Raw genomic sequence first — 24,188 nt, 5'->3', positions numbered from 1 at the left:
CAACAAAAGGGATATAAGTGGATACAGCAGCTATTTATGAGGAAGATGAACCTGGAGGCCATACTTATATTTTAGATTTACCCTTTGCGGCCATTACCGAAACCGCCATCCTCCAACGGTCGGGCGGTGGATATGATAATCATCCATCCTATTATAAACACATTGTTCCCGAGGTTATTGAAATTAACAGCGGCGTTTTTTACCACGAATTTGATGCCGTTAACTTTCCGCAGGTTACCGTAGTTCAAAATAATCACCAACTTTTATTAACCTGCGGCTGCACCGCCAGCCATGGCCGGCTTTGCGAACACCAAACGCTGGTACTTACCGCTATTATTAAAAAAAATGACCTGCGCATATATTTCGATAGCCGGTTAAGGGACGAAAAAATAAGAAAGGCAGCCATTGATTATGGCCTGGAAAACGAACCCGACCTGGATGCTTTTTTTAAAGTGACGTATATAGATAAGCAATCGGTTATTGTCCCAAGGTTGCCCTCGCTTATACCGGTTACTAAAGATAGCCTGGCCCAATACGGCGAAATGTTGCTGCCCGCTGATGCGGCAATTACTGATAAGGCCGACGGAGATACCGGCCAATCCATATGTATTGTGTTAAAACAGCACAAATATTATAAATACCTTTTTGTGGAGCTGTACAGCTCCACAATCACCAAAGAGGGTAAAATTAAAAACCCGCTGACTCTGGTGAATCCTTTAGACCAGATCTGGAGTACGGACGACCATGAGCAGCTAAAGTTTTTTACAGGCATCAATAAATTTCAGAACCACATTAATAGCAAACGGTCGGCGGCAGATATACTGGCTTTACGGGCAATCATGAAAAACCCACTGAAATACGATTTTTATTACCACAATAGCCAGGTATCCGACAATATCACAGCGTCATCGATAGTACCTGTTAAGGTTGGGCTATTACCGCAAAACATTAGCCTGAATATAAAACCGCAGGGGCCGTTTTATGAATTTTCGGGCCAGCTTACAATTGATGGCGAGGTGCATCAGCTTAAAGACCTGGGTATCCGGTTCAGCTATTTTATTTTAGTAAAGGACAAGCTTTACCTGGCCGATAACATCCAACTGCTGGGCATTATCGACCTGATGCGTAAACGGCCCGAAAACCTGCTTATCCACCACTCCAAATACAAAGAGTTTAAAGCACAATTGCTTACCAAGCTGGAAGACAGGATTACGATTGCCTATCAGCATATAAAGCCAGCTACACAGGCCCAGTTAAAGCAACAGGGATTTACCGCCGAAACAGAGCAGATCATTTACCTGTCGGACTTTGGCAGTCATGTGATGATTATCCCGGTGATGCGTTATGGCGAGGCTGAAATTCCTGTACGTACCAAACGCACCATTCATGGGGTTGATCATAAAGGCAACGAATTTATTGTAAAACGCGATGACGAGGCCGAGATAGCCCTGACAGCCCTATTGGTAAGGCAACACCCCTACTTTGATGAACAACTGGATAACGACCTGCATTATTTTTACCTGCATAAAAGACATTTTTTGCAGGAAGAATGGTTTTTAAACGTATTTGAGGATTGGCGGCAGCATGGTATTACTGTTTTAGGTTTTAACGAGCTGGAAGGCAACAAGCTCAATGCCAACAAAGTAAATATTACAATAAGGGTGCTTAGCGGCATCAACTGGTTTAATACCGAAATTGGTATCCGCTTTGGCAAAACCAAAACTTCATTAAAACGCGTGCAAAAAGCAGTGCGTAACAAAAGTAAATACGTGCAGCTGGACGATGGCACGTTGGGGATTTTGCCGTTGGAGTGGATTGAAAGATTTACTAAATACTTTAATGCCGGCGAGGTTACTGATGAAGATATTTTAAGCATCCATAAAATCAATTACGCTGCAATTGATGAGTTGTTTGATCAGCAGGTGATGGATGAGGAGGTTAAGGCCGAGTTATTTACCTACCGTGAAAAGTTAGCTGATTTTGATAAGATAACACATGTGGAAGTATCAGCCGACCTTAAGACGACACTTCGCCCTTATCAGCAACAGGGTTTAAACTGGCTTAACTTTTTAGATGATTTTAATTTTGGCGGATGCCTTGCCGATGATATGGGGTTGGGCAAAACCATGCAGATTATTGCCTTCATATTATCGCAACGTAACAAAAGAGATCGGAATACCAATTTGTTGGTGGTGCCCACATCTATCATATTTAACTGGCAGGCTGAAGTGAAAAAGTTTGCCCCATCTATCAGGATGCATACTATTTATGGGGCCGACAGGATAAAAAACACTTCAGAGTTTGACGGTTATGAAATTATCCTGACATCGTACGGCACGCTGCTTGCCGATATTGGCTTTTTAAAGCACTATCAGTTTAACTACGTTTTTCTGGACGAATCGCAACAGATTAAAAATCCCGATTCGCAAAGGTACAAGGCGGTGCGCCTGCTAAAATCGCGCAACCGGATCGCCATTACAGGCACTCCCATCGAAAATAACACCTTTGATATTTACGGTCAGCTTTCATTTGCCTGCCCGGGTTTGTTGGGTACCAAACAGTATTTTAAAGATATTTATGCCGTACCCATTGATAAATTCAAGAGCCATAAGCGCGCGGCCGAATTGCAGCATAAAATAAAGCCCTTTGTTTTGCGCCGTACAAAGCAACAGGTAGCCGCCGAATTACCCGAAAAAACCGAGATGGTACTTTATTGCGAAATGAAGGAACAACAACGCAAAATTTATGATGCCTATGAAAAGGAATTCCGCGAATACATCTCGGCCACAACCAGCGACGAACTAAGGAAGACACCGATGAACGTGCTTAAAGGGCTAACCAAATTAAGGCAGATCTGCGACTCGCCGTTGTTGATTGATGGAGAAAAGCCACCCGGCTCAGAATCCGCCAAGATAGAGATGCTCATTGAGCAAATTGAAAGCAAACAGCATCAGCATAAAATACTGGTATTTTCGCAGTTTGTATCGATGCTGGAACTGATCAGGAAAGAGTTATTGAGTCGTAAAATTGAATTTTGCTGGCTCACTGGCAGCACCCGTAACCGGGAGGCTGTTGTAAATGAATTTCAAAACAACCCCAAAATAAGCGTATTTCTCATCAGCATGAAAGCCGGCGGTACCGGCCTTAATTTAACCGAAGCCGATTACGTGTATATTGTAGACCCCTGGTGGAACCCAGCTGTTGAAAACCAAGCCATTGACCGCTCGCACCGGATAGGTCAAAGCAAACATGTAGTAGCTGTAAGGATGATTTGCCCCGATACCGTAGAAGAAAAAATTATGCAGATGCAGGACTTTAAACGAAGCCTGGCCGATAATTTGGTTAATACAGATAGCTCGTTTTTACAATCAATGTCAAAAACAGATTTGCTGGGAATTTTGGGTTAAAGTGAATGGCGAGCAGTGAATGGTGAGTGGTTGGACTCGGGTTATTAACTACTCACCGCTCACTATTCACCACTCTCCGGCAAGGCTACCTCAAAACAGTCACATATCCTGTAAACCGCTGCCCGTTAAGTTTGGTATCCACAATAAAGTAATAAACCCCAACCGGTACTGGTTGCCCGTTTGATTTACCATCCCAGGGTACACCATAGCCTTTGGAATGGAATATAAGGGTACCGTAACGGTTAAACACATCAACCGTAGCGTTTTCATAGGCTACCAGGCCGGTTATCTCCCAGGTATCGTTCGTACCATCGCCGTTGGGCGAAAATGCGTTCGACACCGATAACGACGGCGATACAACAATATGGGTCGCGCCGGGTGTAACACAACCTAAACTATCGGTAATAGTTAGGTTATAGGTAGTGTCAACGCTCCCTGTTATAACCGGATTTTTAGCATGAATATCGCTAATATTATAATTTGGCGACCATAAGTAGCTCACAGACTCGTCATTTACAGATGGGTGCAGCGTGATCGTTTTATCCCTTAAAACATATCTTATTTTCTCGGTGGTAAGCTCCGGCGGACCAAAGAATGTTATTTTAACCGAATCAGACGGCGTATAGCACTGACCCGCGTTATCTACATTAAAGGTCAGCATAACCGATCCTTTTTTCAGATCGTTAACTCCCGGCGTATATGTGGCATTTGGCTGGTTTCCCGAATGAAACTGACCGTCGCCGGCAGCAGTGCTCCAAAAACCTGTACTGCCCGGCACAAGAACTTTGCCGGCCAATTGCACAAACTGATCTTGCGAGCAAACATTTTGGTTTTTACCGGCATCGGCACCCGGCTCCTGCCCGTACCTGATATTGAGTACCGAAGTAGAGATGGTACAATCGTCTTTACTGGTAGATGACAGGGTTATAGTGACACTGCCTGCAGCCTTTTCCTCGGCCGAGGGGATATACTGCACATTATCAACAGAGGTTGACGATGGTAAAAACCTTCCTTTAGGATTACTTGACGACCAGATACCTGTTGTAGTACCCCCGGTAACCGAACCTTTAAGAGCGATAGACGTTACATTACTACACACCAGTTGGGGGCCTGTGACCGTAGCAACAGGTGGCTGATCTACCTGTACCGTGGTAACTCCGGCATCGCTTGTACAACCTGCCACGGTGACAAATAAGTTATAGGTACCAGCACTTTCAACAGTAGCCGGAATATCCGGATTTTGTGATGTTGAGGAAAAATTATTAGGCCCGGTCCACATATATGTGGCACCTGCTAAAGAAGGAGTACGTAAATTAATAGTATTGCCAAGGCACACCGGCGAGTTACTGTTTGCCTGCGGTACATTAGGCTTGGTGTTAACATTTACGGTATGAGTAAACGGCACCCCATCGCAACCATACGCTGATGGCGTAATAATATAGTTAACGCTGACGGGAGCTGTTGTAGTGTTTGTTAAAGCTTCATCAATAATGGGGCCGGTACCCGTTGCTGCCGGGTTACTGATACCCGGTACCGCTGCACGGGTCCAACTAAAGGTTGCAGTAGGCACATTGGATGTAATGGCGTAGTTTTGCGGCGTTTTATTACAAGCCAATGAAACTGTATCACTGGTAATATTAAGTGCAGGGTTAACGGTTACAACCCAGTTAAAAGGTTCGCCATCACAGTCGTTTGTTTTGTAATTAATGGTGTAAACAACATCAATCGGGGTGGTATTGGTATTATATAACACCTCCCTGATCACATTAGAGGCCTGGCCGCTTACCGCGTTATTGGTAATACCTGCCACGGCTGCCCTGCTCCATCTAAACGAGGTGTTGGCTGTATTAAACTTTATATTGTAATTGGCAGAGGTCCCATTACATATTGAACTTTTTGGCGATTTGGTTATCACCGGCGTAGGGTAAACTGTAACAACATACTTAATAGGCGTACCAGGGCAGGTGCCATTTATTGGAGTAATTGCATAAGTTACATTTATAGGATTGGCCGTAGTATTTATTAACGTTTCTGAAATCAATGCATTGGTCTTATTTGACACCGCCGGGTTACTAATACCTGAAACAGCCACCCGCCGCCAACTGAAAGTAGCCGTTGGCAGGTTAGCGGTTATAGTATAATTTAAAGGATTGCCACTGCAGGTAAAACCACTTGAGCTACTTGTAATATAAGGTGTTGGGTTAACTATAACAACTACCTTTTTCATGGCGCTTACACATTGCCCAACCGCAGCCTGTACATTATAAAACGTACTTGTATTTAATGACGACGTTGTAAAAGTACCGCCGATGTTTACGAGTTGTCCGCTTTCGTTTAACCACTGGTAGGTTCCTGCTGAACCGCTTGCAACAAATTTTGCCGTACTACCTGCACAAATAACGACTGTATCGGCCGATGTTTGTGGCGTTGGCGGTGCATCGTAAACTGTTACTGTTACAGCTTTACGCTGGCTGTTAAGGCCATTTACCGTGGTTTGAACATAATAAGTTGCAGTAGCGGTAAGGCTTGGCGTAGTATAACTTGCCCCCTGCTTTATTGATGAACCGCCACTTGCTGTCGTAAACCAATTATAGGTGCCGCCCGGAGCCGTCGCGGTTAATGTGGTGCTGCTGCCTTTGCAAATTTGGACATCCTGAGCAGTAGGTGCCGGTGGTACTGTATTAAAAAAAATGGTTACCGTTGCAGATGCCGCGTTACATGCGCCGGCCGGCTTGTTTGAAAGTAAAGTAAGCACAGCCTTGCTTTCATTATTTGCAGGAGTATAAACAGCGTGAAGATCATTTACATCTGAAAATTTGCCGGCCCCGCCAGACCATGTACCTCCCGAAGCACCGGTAATACTGCCATTTAAAGTGGCCGGTGTATTTAGCGGTACACTCTGATTGGCACCTGCACTTACCGTCACGGCATCATCAATGGTTATATTTAAAGATGATGAGCTGCCCGAAAACGAGCCGCTGGGCGGTATGGTATTGGTGATGGTATATGTGCCTTTGGTGGTATTTGCCAAACTGATTTCGCCGGTTTTATCGTTTACAAAAGTTAGTCCGGCGGGCGAAGCTGTAAAAACCCCGGCGCTGGCACCCGGCGCAAATGCTGGTTTAGGATTGGCTCCTGTTTTACAAATGGGGGTATTATACGTAAAAGCAGTAAGGGGATTAACCCTGATAGTTACGTTACCTGAGTAAGTGCCGGAACAAGTACCGCTGCCGGTTAACACAACTTTATAGGTTCCCGGAGTACTGGCGCCGACATTAATTTGCCCTGTAGCCGTACTTATAAACACCAGGCCCGGAGGCGCACTGAATATATCGCTACCGGAAGGATTGATAATTACAGGGGTTGGATTTTCGCCTGTCGTTGCATAGGTTGCCGACGAATACTTAAATGAGGTGCCGCTGTTGTCAACGGTAACTGTAATTGGGGTGCGCGTACTGGTGCAGGTACCAGAAGTACTTTGCACATAGTAGGTTTTATCGGCCGATAAAGGCAGCGTAGTATAGGTGTTTCCTGTGTGCAGCGATACACCGCCAGAGGGAACGTCAAACCAATCAATACTCTCACCCGCGGCTGCGCTGGCCGAAAGATTGGCAGTGCTACCGGGACAGATTGTAGGCGAGGGCCCCGCTACAGGTGACTGCGGTAATGGTGTAACAACCACTTTTACAGGTACAGGTGCACTGGTGCAACCATTAACGGTAACCTGTACCGTGTATGTTGTAGACGCCGTTAATGCAGGGGTAGTAAATGTTTGCCCGACCTGTACAAGGTTATTACTGCTATCAAACCAGGCATAATCCCCGGCTGGCCCGGTTGCGGATAACGTTGCCTGGTTTCCGGAGCAGATGTTGGCATCGCGCGCCACAGGTGAGGCCACAGGACTTGAAACAACAACCTTAACAGCAGTACGGCTGCTTGTGCACTGCCCTACGGTTGTTTGCACGTAATAGGTAGTAGTTGCTGTTAAGGCAGGCGTTGTGAACTTTCCGTTCTCGGTAACCGGTAAAGGATTATTATCCGTGGCGGTTGCGAACCATTGGTAAGTTCCTCCTGGCGCTGTAGCCGTGATTACAGCAGTCGACCCGCTGCAGGTAATAGGTGGGTTTAAAACTGATGGCGCTGCAACCGGTGGCGCCACAATTACATTTACAGGGCTGGGCGCACTATTACACCCCGAATTGGTAGCCACGATATAGTAGGTAATATCCTGGGTTAATGGCGGCGTATCGTAGGTAAGCCCTTGTTTTAAAAAGTGCTTTCCATCGGCATCTGCATACCATTGGTATGTGCCATCTGTACCGGCAGTTAGGTGTGCACTGCTATTATAGCAACTATTTACAGTTTGTTGCGCGGGCGCGGCAGGTATTGGGTTTACGGTAACGTTAACCGGTACACGCGGGCTTTGGCAATCGTTTATGGTATTTTGTACATAATAAGTGGTGTTAGCCGTAAGCGGCGGGGTTGTATAATCAGGACTTGATATTAATGGGGTTCCACCGGTAGGGGTATCAAACCAATCGGCAACGCCAGCTGGGGCGTCAGCGTGTAAAGTGATTACCGAACCAGAACATACAGTATTATTGCTGGTAACCGTGGGCGATTGTGGTGCCGAAGTTACAGTTGCAGATACAACTGTTCGTTGGCTTGTACATCCGTTAACAGTAGAAGTAACATAATAATTCACCGATTGCTGCAACGACGCAATTGTAAGCGTTGGCCCGGTATTAACCACGTTTGTTGAGGTACTTGAGGTATACCAGCTATAATTATCACCATTACTTACCGATAGGGTAACCGGACTGCCCGCGCATGCTTTAACACTATGAGCTACAGGTTTACCTAAAATGTTAACAGGCACCGTTGTTCGTGAACTTGTGCAACCTGCGGTAGTAGCTTCAACATAGTAGGCTGTATAACCGGTAACCGGCGGCGTATCATAGCTAGTACCGGTATGAAACGGGGTGCCGCCCGCTGCTTGTGTGTACCACTGAAAACTATCGCCAGCCGAAGTAACCTGGAGGTGGGCGCTTGTGCCCTGGCAAACCGTGCCGCCACCCGTTACTACCGGCGCAGCAGGTGTTGGCGTAATGTTTACAGTGATTGTTTTGCTTGCCGTGCAACCCGAAGTTTTGTCGGTAACAGTTACCGCATAGTTGCCTGCTTTGTTTACGTGAATTGGATTAACGGTTTCGCCCGTGCTCCATGCGTAATCATAATTGCCAGTGCCGCCAGAGGGAGTAGCTGTTAAAGCAATAGTGTTGCCCGCGCATATGCCCGGTTCGGAAGAAGATATAGCAACAGTTAATGAGCACGACTGGCTAAAGCCATGCAGCGAAATAAGTAAAAAAATAAAAATAAGTAGACGGATCTTCATTAACCTCAATATCTATTCGTTTCAGCTTTATGATAATAAGGTTCGGTTTGAATAAAACCTCAAACCGGTAAATTATTTACAACCAATAACATAGCCTACCACACTGTTTTTATAGAAATTAAATCTCAACCTTTATACGTAAAACAAACAAAATGGTTTGGTACTTCGTAAAATTTTCTGCTTAAATTTTCATTTTTATCGCCTAATTGTCTTTTTAATTAAAAATAGCAAAAAAAGCGACTACCGAGGCCTGTTCCAAATTCAAGAAAAACTTTGTTTAAAATTATTTTTTTTGAGTTACCTTAACCCAATCAACCAGCATTTTTGCTTTATTTTTCTTGATAAGATCTACTGTTGATGCCGGCATGCCATTGTAAGGCATAGTAACGCCGTTTATTTTTACCGGGTAAGCACCGCCCAAGGCATAATTCAGGATGAGGTGTTTTTTGTTATCAAACGCCCACTTCCCGTAATGCCCGGTCATGTTTTTATTTAACCTGAACATCAGTTTGCCATCATATTTAAAATAAAGCGCATCCGGAGTCCATTCTACGGCGTAACTATGCCATTGGGTAACATCATTGCTGGCACTAAAATACTGGCGGTTTACAAATGGTGTTTCGCCGCTATAGCCTGGGCCATGCACGGCAGCACTGGCCCAATCCTTTTCGCCTACGTATTCCATAATGTCAATTTCGCCACAGGCGGGCCACATGCCGTTACCTAACAACCACCAGGCGGGCCAAAGGCCGGCACCTTCAGTTAGTTTAATCCGGGCCTCGGCTTTTCCGTAGGCAAATTCAAATTTATTTTGGGTATTTATCCTGCCTGATATGAAATCAAAAGTTTGCCCGTCTTTTGTTTTAAAACCAGGTATCCACTGTGGCCTTATTACCAAGGCACCCTTTTTTGCACCCTCTGCCGCTGCACCATTAACCAAAAATACAGTCAAACCCGTATCAACATAAGCCTGCAGTTCATTGTTCACATGCATACCCGTTACTTCGGTATTCCATTTATTGCGATTGAGTTTTTTGCCCTCGAAGTCATCAAAAAAAATGACCGTCTCTTCAGTTTTTGCTGCCGCTTTTTTCTTCTGACCCAAGCAAATGGTAGATACAGCAAGCGCACAACAAAAGAAAACTATAAAGCCATAATCACACTTTTTACATTTCATGTTTAATCATAAGTAACAGGTAATATTGGCTTTGCCATCGATAAAGCTAATCACTATTAGTTACCAGCCGTTGCTCCAGGCAAATGTAATGATTGGCAATTGCTTATTCATAAAATCCGACATACTCAATTTTGAATAGCGTGTAGCTAAATGGCAGATTAACAGCGCCACCCAACCACGGGTCGGTGCGTTTTAATTAAAGAATTGCTGACCGCTACAGAAATTAATTTATTTGAAGCTTTGTCTGAAATTCAACCAAAGACTTTGAGGTTTAGAGCGCTCAAATTTTTTAATATGGGTGCGGCTTGACTCACTTTGACACGAATAAAATGTAAATGGCAAGTGTTAATTACAAACAGGTTACATCCACATGTATCTATTCAGTTTCGGGGGAGCAAGAATAGCCAATATGTGGCAGTATTAATATCAACAAAGGAGCAACTTTTAGCCGCTCCTTTGTTGGTGTAATCATCCGGGATATTAAACCGCGTCTGATAGTGAACTAAACGTAAAGTCCCTGACCTTCAACGTAGGGATCAGGTAACTACGGTAGCTTTCTACACTAATGCTCCGCTCCTGCTTGCCCAATGCTTCCAGGTTGTTTAGCATAATAACCGGGCTTTCGTTAAACCTGAAGTTTTTAACCGGGAACTTGATTTTGCCATTCTCTATATAAAACGTACCATCGCGGGTAAGGCCTGTTAACAGCAGCGATTGCGGATCGACCATGCGGATATACCACAGGCGTGATACCAGGATACCTCGTTCGGTGCTTTTAATGAGGTCTTCCAGGCTGGCATCGCCGCCATCCATAATGATATTGCCAGGCCCGGGCAAAGGCTTAACACCTTTTTTATCAGCCCAGTAGCGGCTATAACTTAAGTTTTTAACTACGCCTTTTTCAATCCAACTGGTTTTTTCGCGCGGTAAGCCTTCGCCGCTCCATGTGGTTGATGGAAGGTCGGGATTAAAGGGATCAGAGTAGATATTTACTTTAGGGTCCATTAATTGTTCACCCAGGCGGGTACCCCCACCCTTTTTGCTCAAAAAGCTACGACCCTCTTCGGCACTACGGGCATCAAAACGGAACATGTTTTCCAATAGGTAGGTAGCCGCAACGGGTTCCAGTATCACGGTATATTTACCCGGCTCTATAGCTTTTGCACCTGACGAGCTTAAACATTTACCCGCGGCGTATTTGGTTGCCGAAAAGGTATCCATCTTACTTACATCGGTAAATCCCCTGGCCGCATAGCCAGATGCTGTGCCTTCCTGGTTACGTGTAGTAACCGAGAAAGTAACATCGCTACCTTTGTTATAAGCAAACAAGCCTTTAGAATTCATAACGGCGTTAAAACTGGTAGAATTCTCGAGGAACCCGGCTGCTGTCAATTTTGCTTCTTTAGTAACCGATAAGCTTTTGGCCACCATTTCTGCGCGGGTATCCGGCGTTATGGCGGCTGTGTTAGCATTAAAGGTGATAGCCTCTGCAAAAGTTTGCGGACCTAACATCGGCATATATTCGGGATTGGCAGGTGCTAACTGCGCCAGCTCCTCCGACCGGCGTACCACCCTTTCAAGGGCGGCATCGTCAAATTCATCAATGGTGGCGGTACCGGCTTTTTTGCCAAATACCGATGTTACGGCCAATCCAATAGTACTGATATCGCCGGCAGTTGATACCGCGTTTAACGCTGTGCGGATATTACCGCCTTCGCTGCCGTTTAAACTTACCTCGCACTCCTCGGCTTTTGAATAGGCAAGTACCTTTTTTAGTAAAACCTGGGCTTCTTCTTTATTTAATATAGGCATAATTCAGTTATCCGATTTTTCTCTTAGTGTTGATTACATTAACTCCCTTAAATAATGCGGTTGATGATCCGTGCGATACCGCGCTTGACTGGCCCGGCTGGCCTTTACCGTCATTAAAGGCCCCGCCTAAACGGTAGTCGCGCTCATCGCAAACCTGGCTACAGGAATTCCAGAACTCCTGAGTATTGGCCTGGTAGGCAACATCGTTAAGCATCCCGGCTATTTTTCCATTTTTAATCTCATAAAACAGCTGCCCGCCAAACTGGAAGTTATAGCGCTGCTGATCGATAGAGAATGAGCCATCGCCAATAATGTAAACACCTTTCTCGACGTTTTTAATCATCTCATCAACACTCAATGGGGTTTTGCCCGGTTGCAAAGATATATTTGGCATACGCTGAAATTGTACATCCTGCCAGCTTTGCGAGTAACAGCAGCCTTGCGACTCAGTAAGCCCGATGATATGTGCCTGGTCGCGGATGGCCTGGTAGTTAACTAAGGTCCCCTCTTTTATGATATCCCATTTTTTACACTTAACACCCTCATCATCATAACCTACAGCGCCTAATGAACCAACCTGGGTTTTATCGGCCACAATATTTACGGCTTTGCTGCCGAAGTTAAACTTGCCCGATTTCCATTTATCCAAGGTAAGGAAGCTGGTACCGGCAAAGTTAGCCTCGTAGCCCAATACACGATCAAGCTCGGTAGGGTGACCAACAGATTCGTGAATGGTTAACCATAAATGCGAAGGATCAAGCACCAGGTCATATTTGCCCGGCTCAACCGATTTTGCTTTTATTTTATCGGCAGCCTGCTGGGTAGCAAACTTCATATCTTCAATCATGTCATAACGTTTTTTGTAACGGGTAGTTATACCAGCCACTTTCTCGCTATCCAACGGATCAAGGTACTCGTATCCCATACCAACCGGCGAGCTTAACGACCTACGGGTTTCAAATGAACCGGCCGCAGGATCAATTTTGGTCACCGTAAAACTTGGGAATAAGCGATGTACATCCTGATCGATATACGAACCATCGGTTGATGCAAAGTATTTTTGCTCGTTTACGGCAAACATGATCGAGTTTACAAAGTTGGCACCGCCTGCCATGGCCACGCCGTTGGCATTAAGCAACAGATCAACCTTTTCTTTGATAGGCACTTCAAATGCATTTTTGGTAAGCGGTGTTTGCCAGCTTACTTCGCCATAACCTTTTTGGGGAGCAAGCTCTACGGGCGCACCTCCAATTTTGGCATTGGCTTTGGCGACTGCAACTGCTTTCAGGGCCGTTTTAGCCATGCCCTCTTTAGTTACATCGTTGGTTGCTGCAAATCCCCAGCAACCATTAGCTATAACACGGATACCAATACCATATGATTCGGTATTAGCCACATTAAGTACCTTGTTTTCGCGGGTAACCACAAACTGGTTAAGGTAGCGGCCAATCCTAACATCGGCATAAGTAGCACCGTTTGATTTGGCGGCGTTTAAAGCCACGTCAGCCAGCTCTTTTTTGATCTTTACATCAACGCCTTCCAGCGCCTGTACCGGATCGATTGTTTTACCGAGGGCATTCATACCGGGCAGCATTAAAGCGCCGGCACCCATACCCGTTAAATAGATAAAGTCACGTCTTCTCAAAGTATATTTCCTCCTTTTATTACTTATATAACTACCGAAACCTGGCCTCTAACCATAAAAAAGCACAAGCCATCAGCAGCAAAACATAAAAATATATTTTACTTACAGCAATCGTGGCTTTTTCGTGTATCTGTTTCGTTACATTACTATTAATCGCGTTGTTGGCAACATAGGCTTTGGTGTCGGCTTGCTTTTTTAGCGCCCTTATATTTTTCCAGTCATCGTAACTATAAACATAAAACCAGTTTAAAGCCCCGTTATTTTGTTTTACAGATTGCCAGCCAACCGTCTTTGGCCAATAGTTAACCGTCCATTGAAAAGGGAGCTTGCTATTTTGTATTGGGGAGATAACCGTGCTGTCAATTTGTATTAAAGGCGGCGCTACCGCACTCTCCAGCTGCAATTCAACCGGATTTGATAATGTTGGTATAACCGATTTTATTGTCCATGATTCTAGTGTGGCAACCTTCCGTGCTGCCTTGGTAATCAATAGCGACCATAAAGATGAATAGTCGGCTTTATCGCCGCCCAATATCCAACTGAAAGTATTATTCAGGGGTGTGAATACCAATTTGCCGGCACCGGCCAATGCATTGGCTGCTAAAACATGTCCATGCTCGTCACTAATCAATGATTGGGTATTGGCCTGGTTTGCCAGGTAAACCATTCCGGCATTCAATTTGGCTGTATTACCGGTTTTGCCTTGTATGTTGAGCGATACAGGTGCAGGATCTTTCACCGCCAGCCGGTCAGAAGGAAAATCACGTTGCAGCCACGAATTTGATTTTAAGCTACTATCAGCCCGGATAACTATCCCCAGGCCTTTTTGGAGAACTTCCTGTTGTAAAGCGGCAGCCTCGACCCCGTTTAGTGTTTTCAAAACGGAGAGGTCGGCAATTAACACATCAAACTTGCCAAAAACCGACGCCGATAAATGATCAAGCGGAAATTGATCCAGGTTGATGAACTCTTTGTTGAATTTATCTTTACTGATTGCTGAGCGGACTGCCACAGCAAATCCGCTCTCGGAAAGCCAGTTCTTTAAAAAGCGGCTCTCAAAATCGGGCGATGCGGTTAGCATTAAAACATTCAAAGGCTTGGCCGGCTCAATTTGTACGGGAATATTTTGGTTTTCGAGCGTATCTGTCCCGGTTATGGCCAGTAACTTATAAACGTTCTTACCTTGGTTTTTTGGCGTGTTCCTTAAATTAAACGGCACCGCCTCGCCTGGTGCAATGATTACCGAATCCAACCCTGTACTTAAACCTTTCAGTACCAGTTTTATTTTTCCGGGCAAGCTGTTTTTATAAGTTCCGGCAACGTTAATCTCGTCTCCTGCTTTTAGATGTTCATTCCAACTAACTGCAGTTATTCCTTGTTTAAAAGCCGCAGGACGGAATATTACCGGTACATGATCCAGTCGCTGTAGTTCTTCCTTGTCCAAACCATCGCCCAGGATCCGTATTTGTGTAATTGTCGAATCTGCTTTCAGATCCGCTAAATCATAGATCAGCATTGCCTTTGGAATCTTTTTGCTGATTGTGTTATTCAGGGTGAATATTTTTTCCGTATTATACTTGCTCACACTATCAGCACTAAATCCTTCGGTTAATAATAGCGCTTCCCTTTTGTCCTGCTTATTTACATCAACCTGGTAAGTTAAAGGCAAAGCAATACATGCTAAGGCAATTACGGCCGTTATAGTTGTAAGCAGTCGTAAAACCAAACGCGATTGATTGGCCCGGACGTACTCTTTCCAAACCGCCAAAGCAGTAATTAAAATGCAAATGATGATAACAATAGCGTTCCAGTTCATTTGTATTTAGCGGTTTAAGCGGTTAAGGTTTTTATAATACTGTTGCGATAAACCCAGGTCGGCAGGGTTTTCTGCTGCAACCGGCAATTTATCAGCTGGAATAAGCGTTTTCTGAATAGCCCTTTCTACCAACGAAATATCGCCTGGCTTAATTTTACCTGGTTTCGATAATATCCGGCGCATGGCACTTAAAGCCGGCAAGTAAGCACCCGGTTGAGCCGAGGCCTTTGAACTGAGCTGCTGGTTGGCTAAAGCGAGCACATGTTCATCTGCATCGCTCATTTTTGGCGCAACCTTAAACTGCGCTAAAACCTGCACCGCCTTTTTTAAATTTTCATATTGATCGGTACCGGGTTTAACATCCGATTTATTGATGGGTTGATTGATCTTGGAGAGATCGCCGCTTAAACGCTTCTCTAACTTTAACGCTGGTGGATTATACGACGTTTTAGCTACATACATCCTTGATTTTTGCTGCAAATCTTTTAACAATCGCAGTGCTTTATACTCAAATGGCAATGCGTCCTGCGGTTTGTAAAGCCTTAATTGCAATTCGGCCTTCCACATTTCTGTAAGCGTAGCTTTAAGTTGCTTTTTTAGTTCGGGGTCAAAAAACTGGGCATCCTCGGCATTATCATGTTTATCAGTGTATTTATCCAATATTACCGCCGCGTTACCGTAATTTTTGATATCCCCAACCCGATCATCTTTCACATCGGCAGGATTAATATCCGATTCCGACTCTTCGCCCAAAAACTTACCATAGCGCAGGCGAAGCAGTTTTTGATCTACGCCCAGATCATTGCTCCGGTCGTTAAACTTCACCGTTGTGATGCTGTCTTTATCCTTCAGCAATTTTTCGGTATCCAGGATGATCTGGCGTTCACTACGGAAAAATTCCGGCTTTTGGTTTACCCCGCTTAGCATACCGTCCATGCTTAACAATTGAGCGGTATCCTGTATAGACACTGTATAAACATCCGTGCGGCTTTGCTGCTGGTGGGTATCGATAGCCTGTATGTAAAAGTAAAGTTCATCGCCCGGCTCCATATTTAAGGCAGGTAAACTAATTAGTTTTTGCAGGCTATACTGTGGCAGGTACGAACTGAACGAGGTAGAAAAATCGAGTTTATACTCTTTAAATTTTACAGCCTCGCCGCTTCCCTTAGCTACTGTCGCGAAAACAAGCGCGTTTGCTATTCCATAATCATCATTAACGATTGCGTCAATATTTACCCTTTGCGCCTCGCCGGCATCAATATAGGTGTACTGTTTAGGCGACTTGATATGGATAACCGGCGGCTGGTCTGCAATTACCTGTACCTGGTATAAGTCCGAAAGTTTGCCATCAACGTTAACCTGGTAAAAACCAGGCTTGTTAATCAGTTTTTGAATTTGCCAGGCAGTTTTATCGGGGTTTATATTTTTAAGGTTAATAGTTTCCTTATCATTAAACAGCAGTGCCACCTGTTTAACCGCGATATTGGTGGCGATTTTCCAGCTCACAGTCGCGCCATCCTCTACATTTAAAGTAAACTTATCCTGGCTACGTGGCTGTTTACCCGTGTAAGCTGGCGGATGTACTACAACGTCAATCGACGATATTTGAGGCAGTACCTTTTCTGGAATGGCATTATTTTCAGTTGATAAAGCTTTTCCTGTTAAAGATTGATTTGTTGCCGACGGCTTGTTTAGTACCCATGTGAATCCGAATGCAAACAACAGCAACAATAGCGCAAGTTTAGCCCGCTTTAAAAACGAACTGTGCCACTGCGGAACAACCTGCAACTGAGTTTCTACCTTTTGTAACTGCAATGTTTCCAGCAGGTTTAATTCTGATGCAGGTTTTAATACCAAGCCGCTGCTTTCTTCCAGTTCGGGATATTGTTGATCAAGGAAATTAGCTATTAAAACGTCGCTGGTTTTCCAGGCCTGATGAATGACCAGAAAAATTACCAGGCATAATACAAATAACGGTAATGCCCAAAACACCGGCACCTTAAATAAATACCTTAACAAAGCAATTGAAAGCAGCGATATAGCGGCGGCAAAAAGCACATCGGCAAGCAGCTGATAACTAATATACCACCTGCGTATCGCGTTTATTTTATTTATCCCTGTAAGTTCAATCATTTTAATACAGGCTTATTTTTATGGGCAACCCATCTTTCGACAATGAACACGGCAATCAGCATCAACCAGAAATAGCGCGACAGATCTGTTTGCACAATTATTTTACTATTATCTATCTTTTTTGCCGACCAAATTATATTTGGCATCATTTGCCGGTGGTCAATTCTAGTTAAATCATGACTGTTTAATACTTCATAATCAGGATGATATAAAACCAGTTTCAATAATAACTTCGGGAATTTATTACTCCAAACCAGGTCATTCCAGGCGGGATTGAAGCGGGAATAAAAATGGTACTGTGTAGTTTTCGGGCTTTGCTCCTGCGTTAAAACAGGGTTGCCATAGCCATCAACCCAAATAGGTTTGCCGTCCGAAATTTCGTTTTTAACCAGTTTATAAATTGCTGCCGGGTCTTCCTTGTAGGCTAAAGCAAAAGCGCTGCTGGTTTTTATTGACGATGATTCCAATTCGATCTTCCCCTGCTGGTAGTTAAATATATGTGCAGATTTAACCAGCGCACTGGCATCAACGGGTTTGTCGGACAGCCAAAATAACCAGTCCTGTTTTACCGGTATTTGCGCCGCATCAGTGTATTTTTTGACTACAACCTTACGTTGGGTAAAATCGATAATTGTCTGTACGGCAGCAACTAAATACTTTTCATCAACACTGTATTTATCGCTATAGATAGCCACCCGTAAAGCACCCGTATCAATCGGCGTGTGTTTTTCGGGGGCCGTTTTCAAACTGACAACCGGGCTACCATGGTTAACATCTACCACAAATGGCGATTTTGGATCGCCTTCGGATTGAATAATATAGCTGGTAAAATAAGTACCCGATGGCCGGCAATTGCCTTCAATGACTTTAATTGAATTATTAGTGGTAAACCATGCACTTTCAATCCAGGTGCTTACAGAGTCAGCGGGGGTATATGTTAACCAATGCAGGTTGAGCGATACAGATGGTTTGCTGCCGTTAAAGTACTTTGCCTGGTTTGGTGTGAGTAAATAAACCGAGAGAGCTGGCGGTAGCTTTTCGTTTAATTTTGCCACCAGGCTCCAGTAATTTTTTACTTCAGGTTTATCTTTTAATAAACTATCATTCAGTGTTTTACTTAGTTCAAACTTCTTAAAATTTTCATCAAAAAAAAGAAACTCGTAACCAGCTTTAGACAGAGAATCTACAGTAAATTTCAAATTTTTGTAGGTCTCTTTCAGGTTGGCTTTAGGGATAAGCACCCACCCTTTTGTTTTGGCTGTGGCCTGGCTGCGCTGCCAAAAGGGAGCCGCCAATAAAAAAGCAAGCGTCGATAAAAACAGGCACCGTAAAATAAATAGCAACACGTCGTTCAACTTAAAACTCCGGCTGCTTTTTTGCGCTGCCGCGGTTATCAGGGCGATGCTGCCAACCTTTAGGGTTTTGCCCGGCCTGATATTCCATAGGTGTATAACTACCGGGATACTTATCGCGGCAATGGCAAACAACCATATGGGGTTTAAAAACTGCACCTTTTGTTAATTATTGAATTAATGAGTTATTGAATTATTGATTTAAGAATGAATAAAGTAAACAGTTTGTTAAAATTTGCTTTTATTCCGTTGTGTTAAAAAATCGCGTAAGGCTTCATCCAGCGGCTGGGCGGTGCTGAGCATCCTGTAGTAGATATGCTTGCCAAGTAATTGCATCCTGATAGCCTCTAAATGGCTTTTTAGTTTTTGCTGGTAGTCGGTTGCCTGTTGGGTATTTATTTCGATGGTCTCACCGGTTTCCAGGTCTTCTAATGAAGCATATCCGCCAAAGTCAAAATCAAGCTCATTTTTGCCCATGAGGTGAAATACTACCACTTCATGCTTTAAAGCCGTTAGTGAATCGAGTAGTTTATTTATTTCGCCATCCGCCTGGTACATATCGGTAACAAATACCAATAGCTCCTTACGTCCGTCGCCGGCAAATAACTCCTTGTAATGTACAGGCTGCGTGAACTTGCCATTGGGTTTAACCTGCTGCAGGTGATAAAACAGCCGCTGCAAATGTTGCGGATCGGGTTTGGATGCTAACGAAAACAAACCTCCATCCTGAAAAACATACAACCCTACCGAATCGCCCTGCAAATTGGATAGCCAGGCCAGCGATGCCACCAGAAAACGGGCATAGTCTATCTTTTTTATCCCGTTATCGTCATGATCCATAGATGCGCTGGCATCAACCAAAAACTTTACAGAAATACAGGTTTCTACCTCCGACTCGCGGATATAATACCGGTCGCTCCGGGCAAACATGCGCCAGTCCAGCCAGCGCAGGTCATCGCCAGGCTGATAGCTGCGATACTGGCTAAACTCCAGGCCTGGGCCCTTCACCTTGCTTTTGTTAAACCCATTCATAAAGCCATCAATAACCGTTTTCGCCAGTAACGGCAAATCCTTAATGGTCATTAATACTTTTGGATCAAGCATTTTGATTTCGGATTTGGGATGTTCGATATCGGATTTATTTTTTTCTGAACTCGGATTAAGCAGATTAATGGATTGACAGGAATAACAGAATTTAAGTGTTGAAGCAAATCAAAATCCAAAAAATCTGATAAATCTGTTTAATCCCGGTTCAGACAATGGCTTTACTTCTCTCTACCACCCTCACTAACTCCTCCGTCACTTTATCTGATGTAATACCCTCTGCCTCAGCCTTAAAGTTCATCAATATCCTATGCCGTAACACAGCCGGGGCCATAGCGTGGATATCTTCCATTAAAACGGAGTAACGTCCTTTTAATAAAGCACGTGCTTTGGCAGTTAAAATTAAAGCCTGCCCTGCCCGCGGGCCTGCACCCCAGCGCACCCATTCTTTTACATAGCTTACAGTGGTGGTATCGGGGCGGGTTGAGCGGATTACCTGGCTCACATATTTTACCAGGTCTTCGCTTATAGTAACCTGCCTTACCAGGGCCTGGGCCTGAATGATCTCTTCGGCGGTTATTACTGCCTTAACATCGGCTTTTTTGGTACCGGTGGTACGGTTCAGTACTTCAAACTCTTCCTGCTCGGTTGGGTATCCAATTTTTATCAGCAATAAAAAGCGATCTAACTGGGCTTCGGGTAATGGGTAAGTGCCGGCTTGTTCAATAGGGTTTTGGGTAGCCAGGATAAAAAACGGCTTATCTAACGGGTATGTTTGTCCGCCGTATGTTACCTCAAACTCCTGCATCGCTTCCAACAACGCCGATTGCGTTTTGGGTGGCGTTCGGTTAATTTCATCGGCCAGGATAATGTTGGCAAACAGCGGGCCTTTATTAAATTTAAAAAAACGTTTGCCTGTAGCATGGTCTTCCTCCAGTATCTCGGTGCCTATAATATCCGTAGGCATCAAATCGGGAGTAAACTGGATGCGCCTGAAGGCCAGGTGCAGCGCCTGCGACATAGTTTTTACGATGAGTGTTTTGGCCAGGCCGGGCACGCCCTCCAACAGGCAATGGCCTCCGGCTAAAAAGGCCACCAGCAACTCGTCCAGTATCGCATCTTGCCCCACTATTACTTTTTGAATTTCGCCTTTTAAAGCAGGCAATTTGGCAAGCAGCGCTTTTATATTATTTTCGGTCAGTTCCAACTTAATACGTTTTTAATGTACTCTCCCAATATATCACCCTTTTGATTAATAACCAGTATTTTTTATTAAAAATTAAATAAAGTATCCAAAACTTTACAAGCAATGCAAACAAATGTAGCATCAGCATAAAATATTGTACTACTTTTAAGGTTTTAAAACACGATGGCATTCAGCGGAAAATTTACGTTTACAAGGCTAAGTTACCACTCCGGCGATTGGGATACCGATCAGCGCATGCCATCAAACCTGCTCAATTCCCTGCTGGAGTATACCACAGTTCCTATTGATCAGCGGGAAAAAGTGATCCCCTTAAGCAGCGATGATATATTTTTGTACCCTTTTTGCTACCTGAGCGGCCACAAGCTTGTGCAGTTTGACACCAAAGAACGGGCGAATTTTAAAAAGTATGCAGAAAACGGTGGTTTTATTTTTGTGGATGACTGCAACCATGACATCGACGGACTTTTCGCCAAATCATTCGAAGCGCAAATGGCTGCTTTATTTGGTCCAACCGCGTTAAAGAAGATCCCCAACAATCATAAAATATACCATTCTTTTTTCTCTTTCGATAAAGGCCCCCCTACCACCAGCTTTGAATTAAATGGCTGGGGAGATGATTTGGTGCACGATTATTTAAAAGCCATTGAAATTAACGGGCGTATAGCCGTATTATATAGCAGCAAGGATTATGGTTGTGAATGGGACTATGATTATAGGAATAAGCGCTTCCTTGCTGAGGATAATACCAAGTTTGGGGTAAATATTATTATGTACGCGCTAAATTATTAACCCCGATAATTTGTTTGTTACCTGGATTTTAATTAATTTCCAAAACCTAAACAGATTGATCAATGATTAATGAATACTACATTTTAAGGCAGGGACAAAATGAAGGCCCGTATACACATACCCAGTTAATGGATATGAATATTAAAGCCGACGATTTCCTATTATCGCCCCTCGCCGAGGGCTTACAACACGCGGCAGATTTACCAGAATTTCAGGAATATTTCGTTTCAAAGGGAATAAATCCACCTAACCGGTACAATGTTGCCAGTTTTTGGTGGCGCCTGTTGGCTTTTGTTATTGATTATGTTATCGTAATATTGATACTGATCATATTTTTCGCGCTGATAAATGTTGCTGGGATATTTACGCACAATTCAATAAATTTAGATTCTCCGGACTCCGATCTTTTATTCCGGGTTATATTTTTCCTGGGCCTTGTTGCCTATAATTCCATTTTTGAGGCAACAAGCATGCAAGGCGGAATAGGCAAATTGATTTGCAAACTAATTGTTGTTGATGAAAGCGGCGAAAGGATAAGCTTTGGCAAAGCCCTATCACGCAATTTTAGCAAATTGTTATCCAGCTTCCTTTGCGGCGCAGGGTTTTTAACGGTTTTTTGGAACCCAATGAAGCAAGGATGGCATGACCAGGTCGCAAAAGCCTATGTAATAAGGAAATCATAAGATAATCCGTAACAAATCACGCGATCTAACTTCAAACACATAAATATTCAAACTTCGCTCATTATATTTAGGACTTAAAACTGACTGACCTTGAAAAGAAAAGATTTCCTTTACCTAACCGGAATGGGCATTAGTGCATCCATGCTTAGCAGGATCCCCGTTTTCGGTTCGCCCGTTTTACCCGGCCATGATATGAGCCCGGTTGACGTGGCCCTAAAAAAACGAATGGCCGATGTGGTTTTAAATGCTGCCCGGTCAAAAGGCGCCACTTATACCGATGTGCGTATAGGCCGCTACCTTAACCAGTTTGTGGTAACCCGCGAAAACAAAGTTGAAAATATAGTTGATACCCAATCGTACGGTATGGGTATCCGCGTTATTGCCAACGGTTGCTGGGGTTTTTCCGCTACGGATAAACTCGATAACGACAGCATAGCCAAAGCGGCCGAACTTGCCGTAGCTATCGCCAAAGAAAATGCCCGCATCCAAACCGACCCGGTACAGTTGGTGCCTCAAAAGGGCCATGGCGAAGTAAGCTGGAAAACGCCGATTGAACGCAACGCGTTTGAAGTGCCGATGAAAGAAAAAACAGATTTACTGCTATCCGTAAATGATGCAGCCATGAAAGGCGGTGCCAATTACGTAAACTCCATCCTGTTTTTAGTAAATGAGCAAAAATACTTTGCATCAACCGACGGTTCATATATCGACCAGGATATCCACCGCATCTGGCCTTTATTCGCGGTTACTAAAATAGATTCCAAAACCGGCAAATTTGAAACGCGCCAGTCGTTAAGCGCACCGCGCGGAATGGGCTATGAATACATGACCCCGCGCGAAAGCGACAAGATAAAAGGTGTAACAACCCTTTATAAAGACAGGTATGATATGCTGGAAGATGCCCGCGCGGCAGCTACCCAGGCCGATCAAAAACTGAAAGCAAAATCTGTTGAGGCAGGCAAATACGATTTGGTTTTAGATCCAAGCCACCTTTGGTTAACCATACACGAATCTGTTGGCCACCCTACCGAGCTTGACCGCGTATTAGGTTACGAAGCCAATTTTGCTGGTACCAGTTTCCTTACCCTGGATAAATGGGAATCAAAAAAATTCAATTTCGGTAGTAAAAATGTAAACATTGTAGCCGATAAAACCCAGGTTGGTTCACTTGGTGCTGTTGGTTATGATGATGAAGGTGTTGAGGCCAAAAAGTGGGATATTATTAAAGATGGTATTTTGGTTAACTACCAGGCCATTCGCGATCAGGCACATATCATTGGCTTAAAAGAATCGCAGGGCTGCTGTTATTCGCAAAGCTGGCAGGATGTGCAATTCCAGCGCATGGCCAACATATCCTTGCAACCCGGCAAAGTGCCTATGGGCGTAAATGATATGATCAAAAACGTAGAAAAAGGCATTTACATCATTGGCGATAGTTCGTTCTCGATAGATCAGCAACGGTATAACTTCCAGTTTAGCGGCCAGCTGTATTACGAGATCAAAAATGGCAAAATTGTAGGTATGCTGAATGATGTAGCTTACCAGTCAAACACCCAGGAGTTTTGGAACTCCTGCGCCGCAGTTTGCGATGCCAATGATTATCGCTTAGGCGGATCATTTTTTGATGGTAAAGGCCAGCCTATGCAGGCCAGCGCCGTATCTCATGGATCGTCCACAGCATTATTTAAAGGAGTTAACGTAATTAATACAGCAAGAAAAATTTAATAT

Annotated in this window: 13 protein-coding genes; 4 read left to right on the top strand and 9 right to left on the bottom strand. The window is 44.1% G+C overall.

Annotated elements, in window-relative coordinates; genetic code table 11:
• Positions 1-17: 17 nt before the first annotated feature.
• Positions 18-3,407, top strand: coding sequence for a DEAD/DEAH box helicase (locus BMX56_RS17770; RefSeq protein ID WP_255369868.1), 3,390 nt, complete (start codon positions 18-20; stop codon positions 3,405-3,407).
• An 85-nt stretch (positions 3,408-3,492) separates the two neighbouring features.
• Here BMX56_RS17770 and BMX56_RS17765 read toward each other — a convergent pair whose 3' ends face one another.
• From BMX56_RS17765 to BMX56_RS17725, 9 genes are all read right to left on the bottom strand, one after another.
• Entirely contained in the window at positions 3,493-8,802 is a 5,310-nt protein-coding gene (locus BMX56_RS17765) for an Ig-like domain-containing protein (protein ID WP_090650987.1), read from the bottom strand.
• A gap of 283 nt (positions 8,803-9,085) precedes the next feature.
• On the bottom strand, positions 9,086-9,979 hold the full coding sequence (locus BMX56_RS17760) for a glycoside hydrolase family 16 protein (protein WP_090650984.1): 894 nt from the start codon (positions 9,977-9,979) through the stop codon (positions 9,086-9,088).
• A 480-nt stretch (positions 9,980-10,459) separates the two neighbouring features.
• Complete coding sequence (locus BMX56_RS17755; RefSeq protein WP_218152443.1) at positions 10,460-11,791, bottom strand: TldD/PmbA family protein; 1,332 nt, start codon at positions 11,789-11,791, stop codon at positions 10,460-10,462.
• A 7-nt stretch (positions 11,792-11,798) separates the two neighbouring features.
• Complete coding sequence (locus BMX56_RS17750) at positions 11,799-13,436, bottom strand: TldD/PmbA family protein (RefSeq protein ID WP_090650980.1); 1,638 nt, start codon at positions 13,434-13,436, stop codon at positions 11,799-11,801.
• A gap of 31 nt (positions 13,437-13,467) precedes the next feature.
• Positions 13,468-15,252 (bottom strand): Rossmann-fold NAD(P)-binding domain-containing protein, encoded by a 1,785-nt coding sequence (locus BMX56_RS17745; RefSeq protein ID WP_090650978.1) that lies wholly within the window; start codon positions 15,250-15,252, stop codon positions 13,468-13,470.
• Between the two features lie 6 nt (positions 15,253-15,258).
• Positions 15,259-17,385, bottom strand: coding sequence for a DUF4175 family protein (locus tag BMX56_RS17740; RefSeq protein WP_090650975.1), 2,127 nt, complete (start codon positions 17,383-17,385; stop codon positions 15,259-15,261).
• A complete protein-coding gene (locus BMX56_RS17735) occupies positions 17,382-18,896 on the bottom strand; it encodes a BatA domain-containing protein (protein ID WP_090650973.1) in 1,515 nt (504 codons plus the stop codon). Before BMX56_RS17735 ends, BMX56_RS17740 begins: the two co-directional genes overlap by 4 nt.
• A 69-nt stretch (positions 18,897-18,965) precedes the next feature.
• Positions 18,966-19,841: a DUF58 domain-containing protein gene (locus tag BMX56_RS17730; protein WP_255369867.1), complete on the bottom strand. Its 876-nt coding sequence runs from the start codon at positions 19,839-19,841 to the stop codon at positions 18,966-18,968.
• A gap of 148 nt (positions 19,842-19,989) precedes the next feature.
• On the bottom strand, positions 19,990-20,988 hold the full coding sequence (locus tag BMX56_RS17725; RefSeq protein WP_090650967.1) for an AAA family ATPase: 999 nt from the start codon (positions 20,986-20,988) through the stop codon (positions 19,990-19,992).
• A gap of 162 nt (positions 20,989-21,150) precedes the next feature.
• Between BMX56_RS17725 and BMX56_RS17720 the strand changes: the two genes are divergently transcribed.
• The 3 genes from BMX56_RS17720 (at position 21,151) to BMX56_RS17710 (ending at position 24,185) form a co-directional block, all read left to right on the top strand.
• Complete coding sequence (locus BMX56_RS17720; RefSeq protein WP_090650964.1) at positions 21,151-21,777, top strand: DUF4159 domain-containing protein; 627 nt, start codon at positions 21,151-21,153, stop codon at positions 21,775-21,777.
• A 62-nt stretch (positions 21,778-21,839) separates the two neighbouring features.
• Positions 21,840-22,460, top strand: coding sequence for an RDD family protein (locus BMX56_RS17715; RefSeq protein WP_090650962.1), 621 nt, complete (start codon positions 21,840-21,842; stop codon positions 22,458-22,460).
• 90 nt (positions 22,461-22,550) lie between these two features.
• Positions 22,551-24,185, top strand: coding sequence for a TldD/PmbA family protein (locus tag BMX56_RS17710; protein ID WP_090650959.1), 1,635 nt, complete (start codon positions 22,551-22,553; stop codon positions 24,183-24,185).
• Positions 24,186-24,188: the final 3 nt, after the last annotated feature.

It is taken from the genome of Mucilaginibacter sp. OK283 (assembly GCF_900110415.1).
GTDB lineage: Bacteria > Bacteroidota > Bacteroidia > Sphingobacteriales > Sphingobacteriaceae > Mucilaginibacter.
Note: the sequence above shows the minus strand (reverse complement) of the source record. Positions and strands in the feature narration are given on the sequence as shown.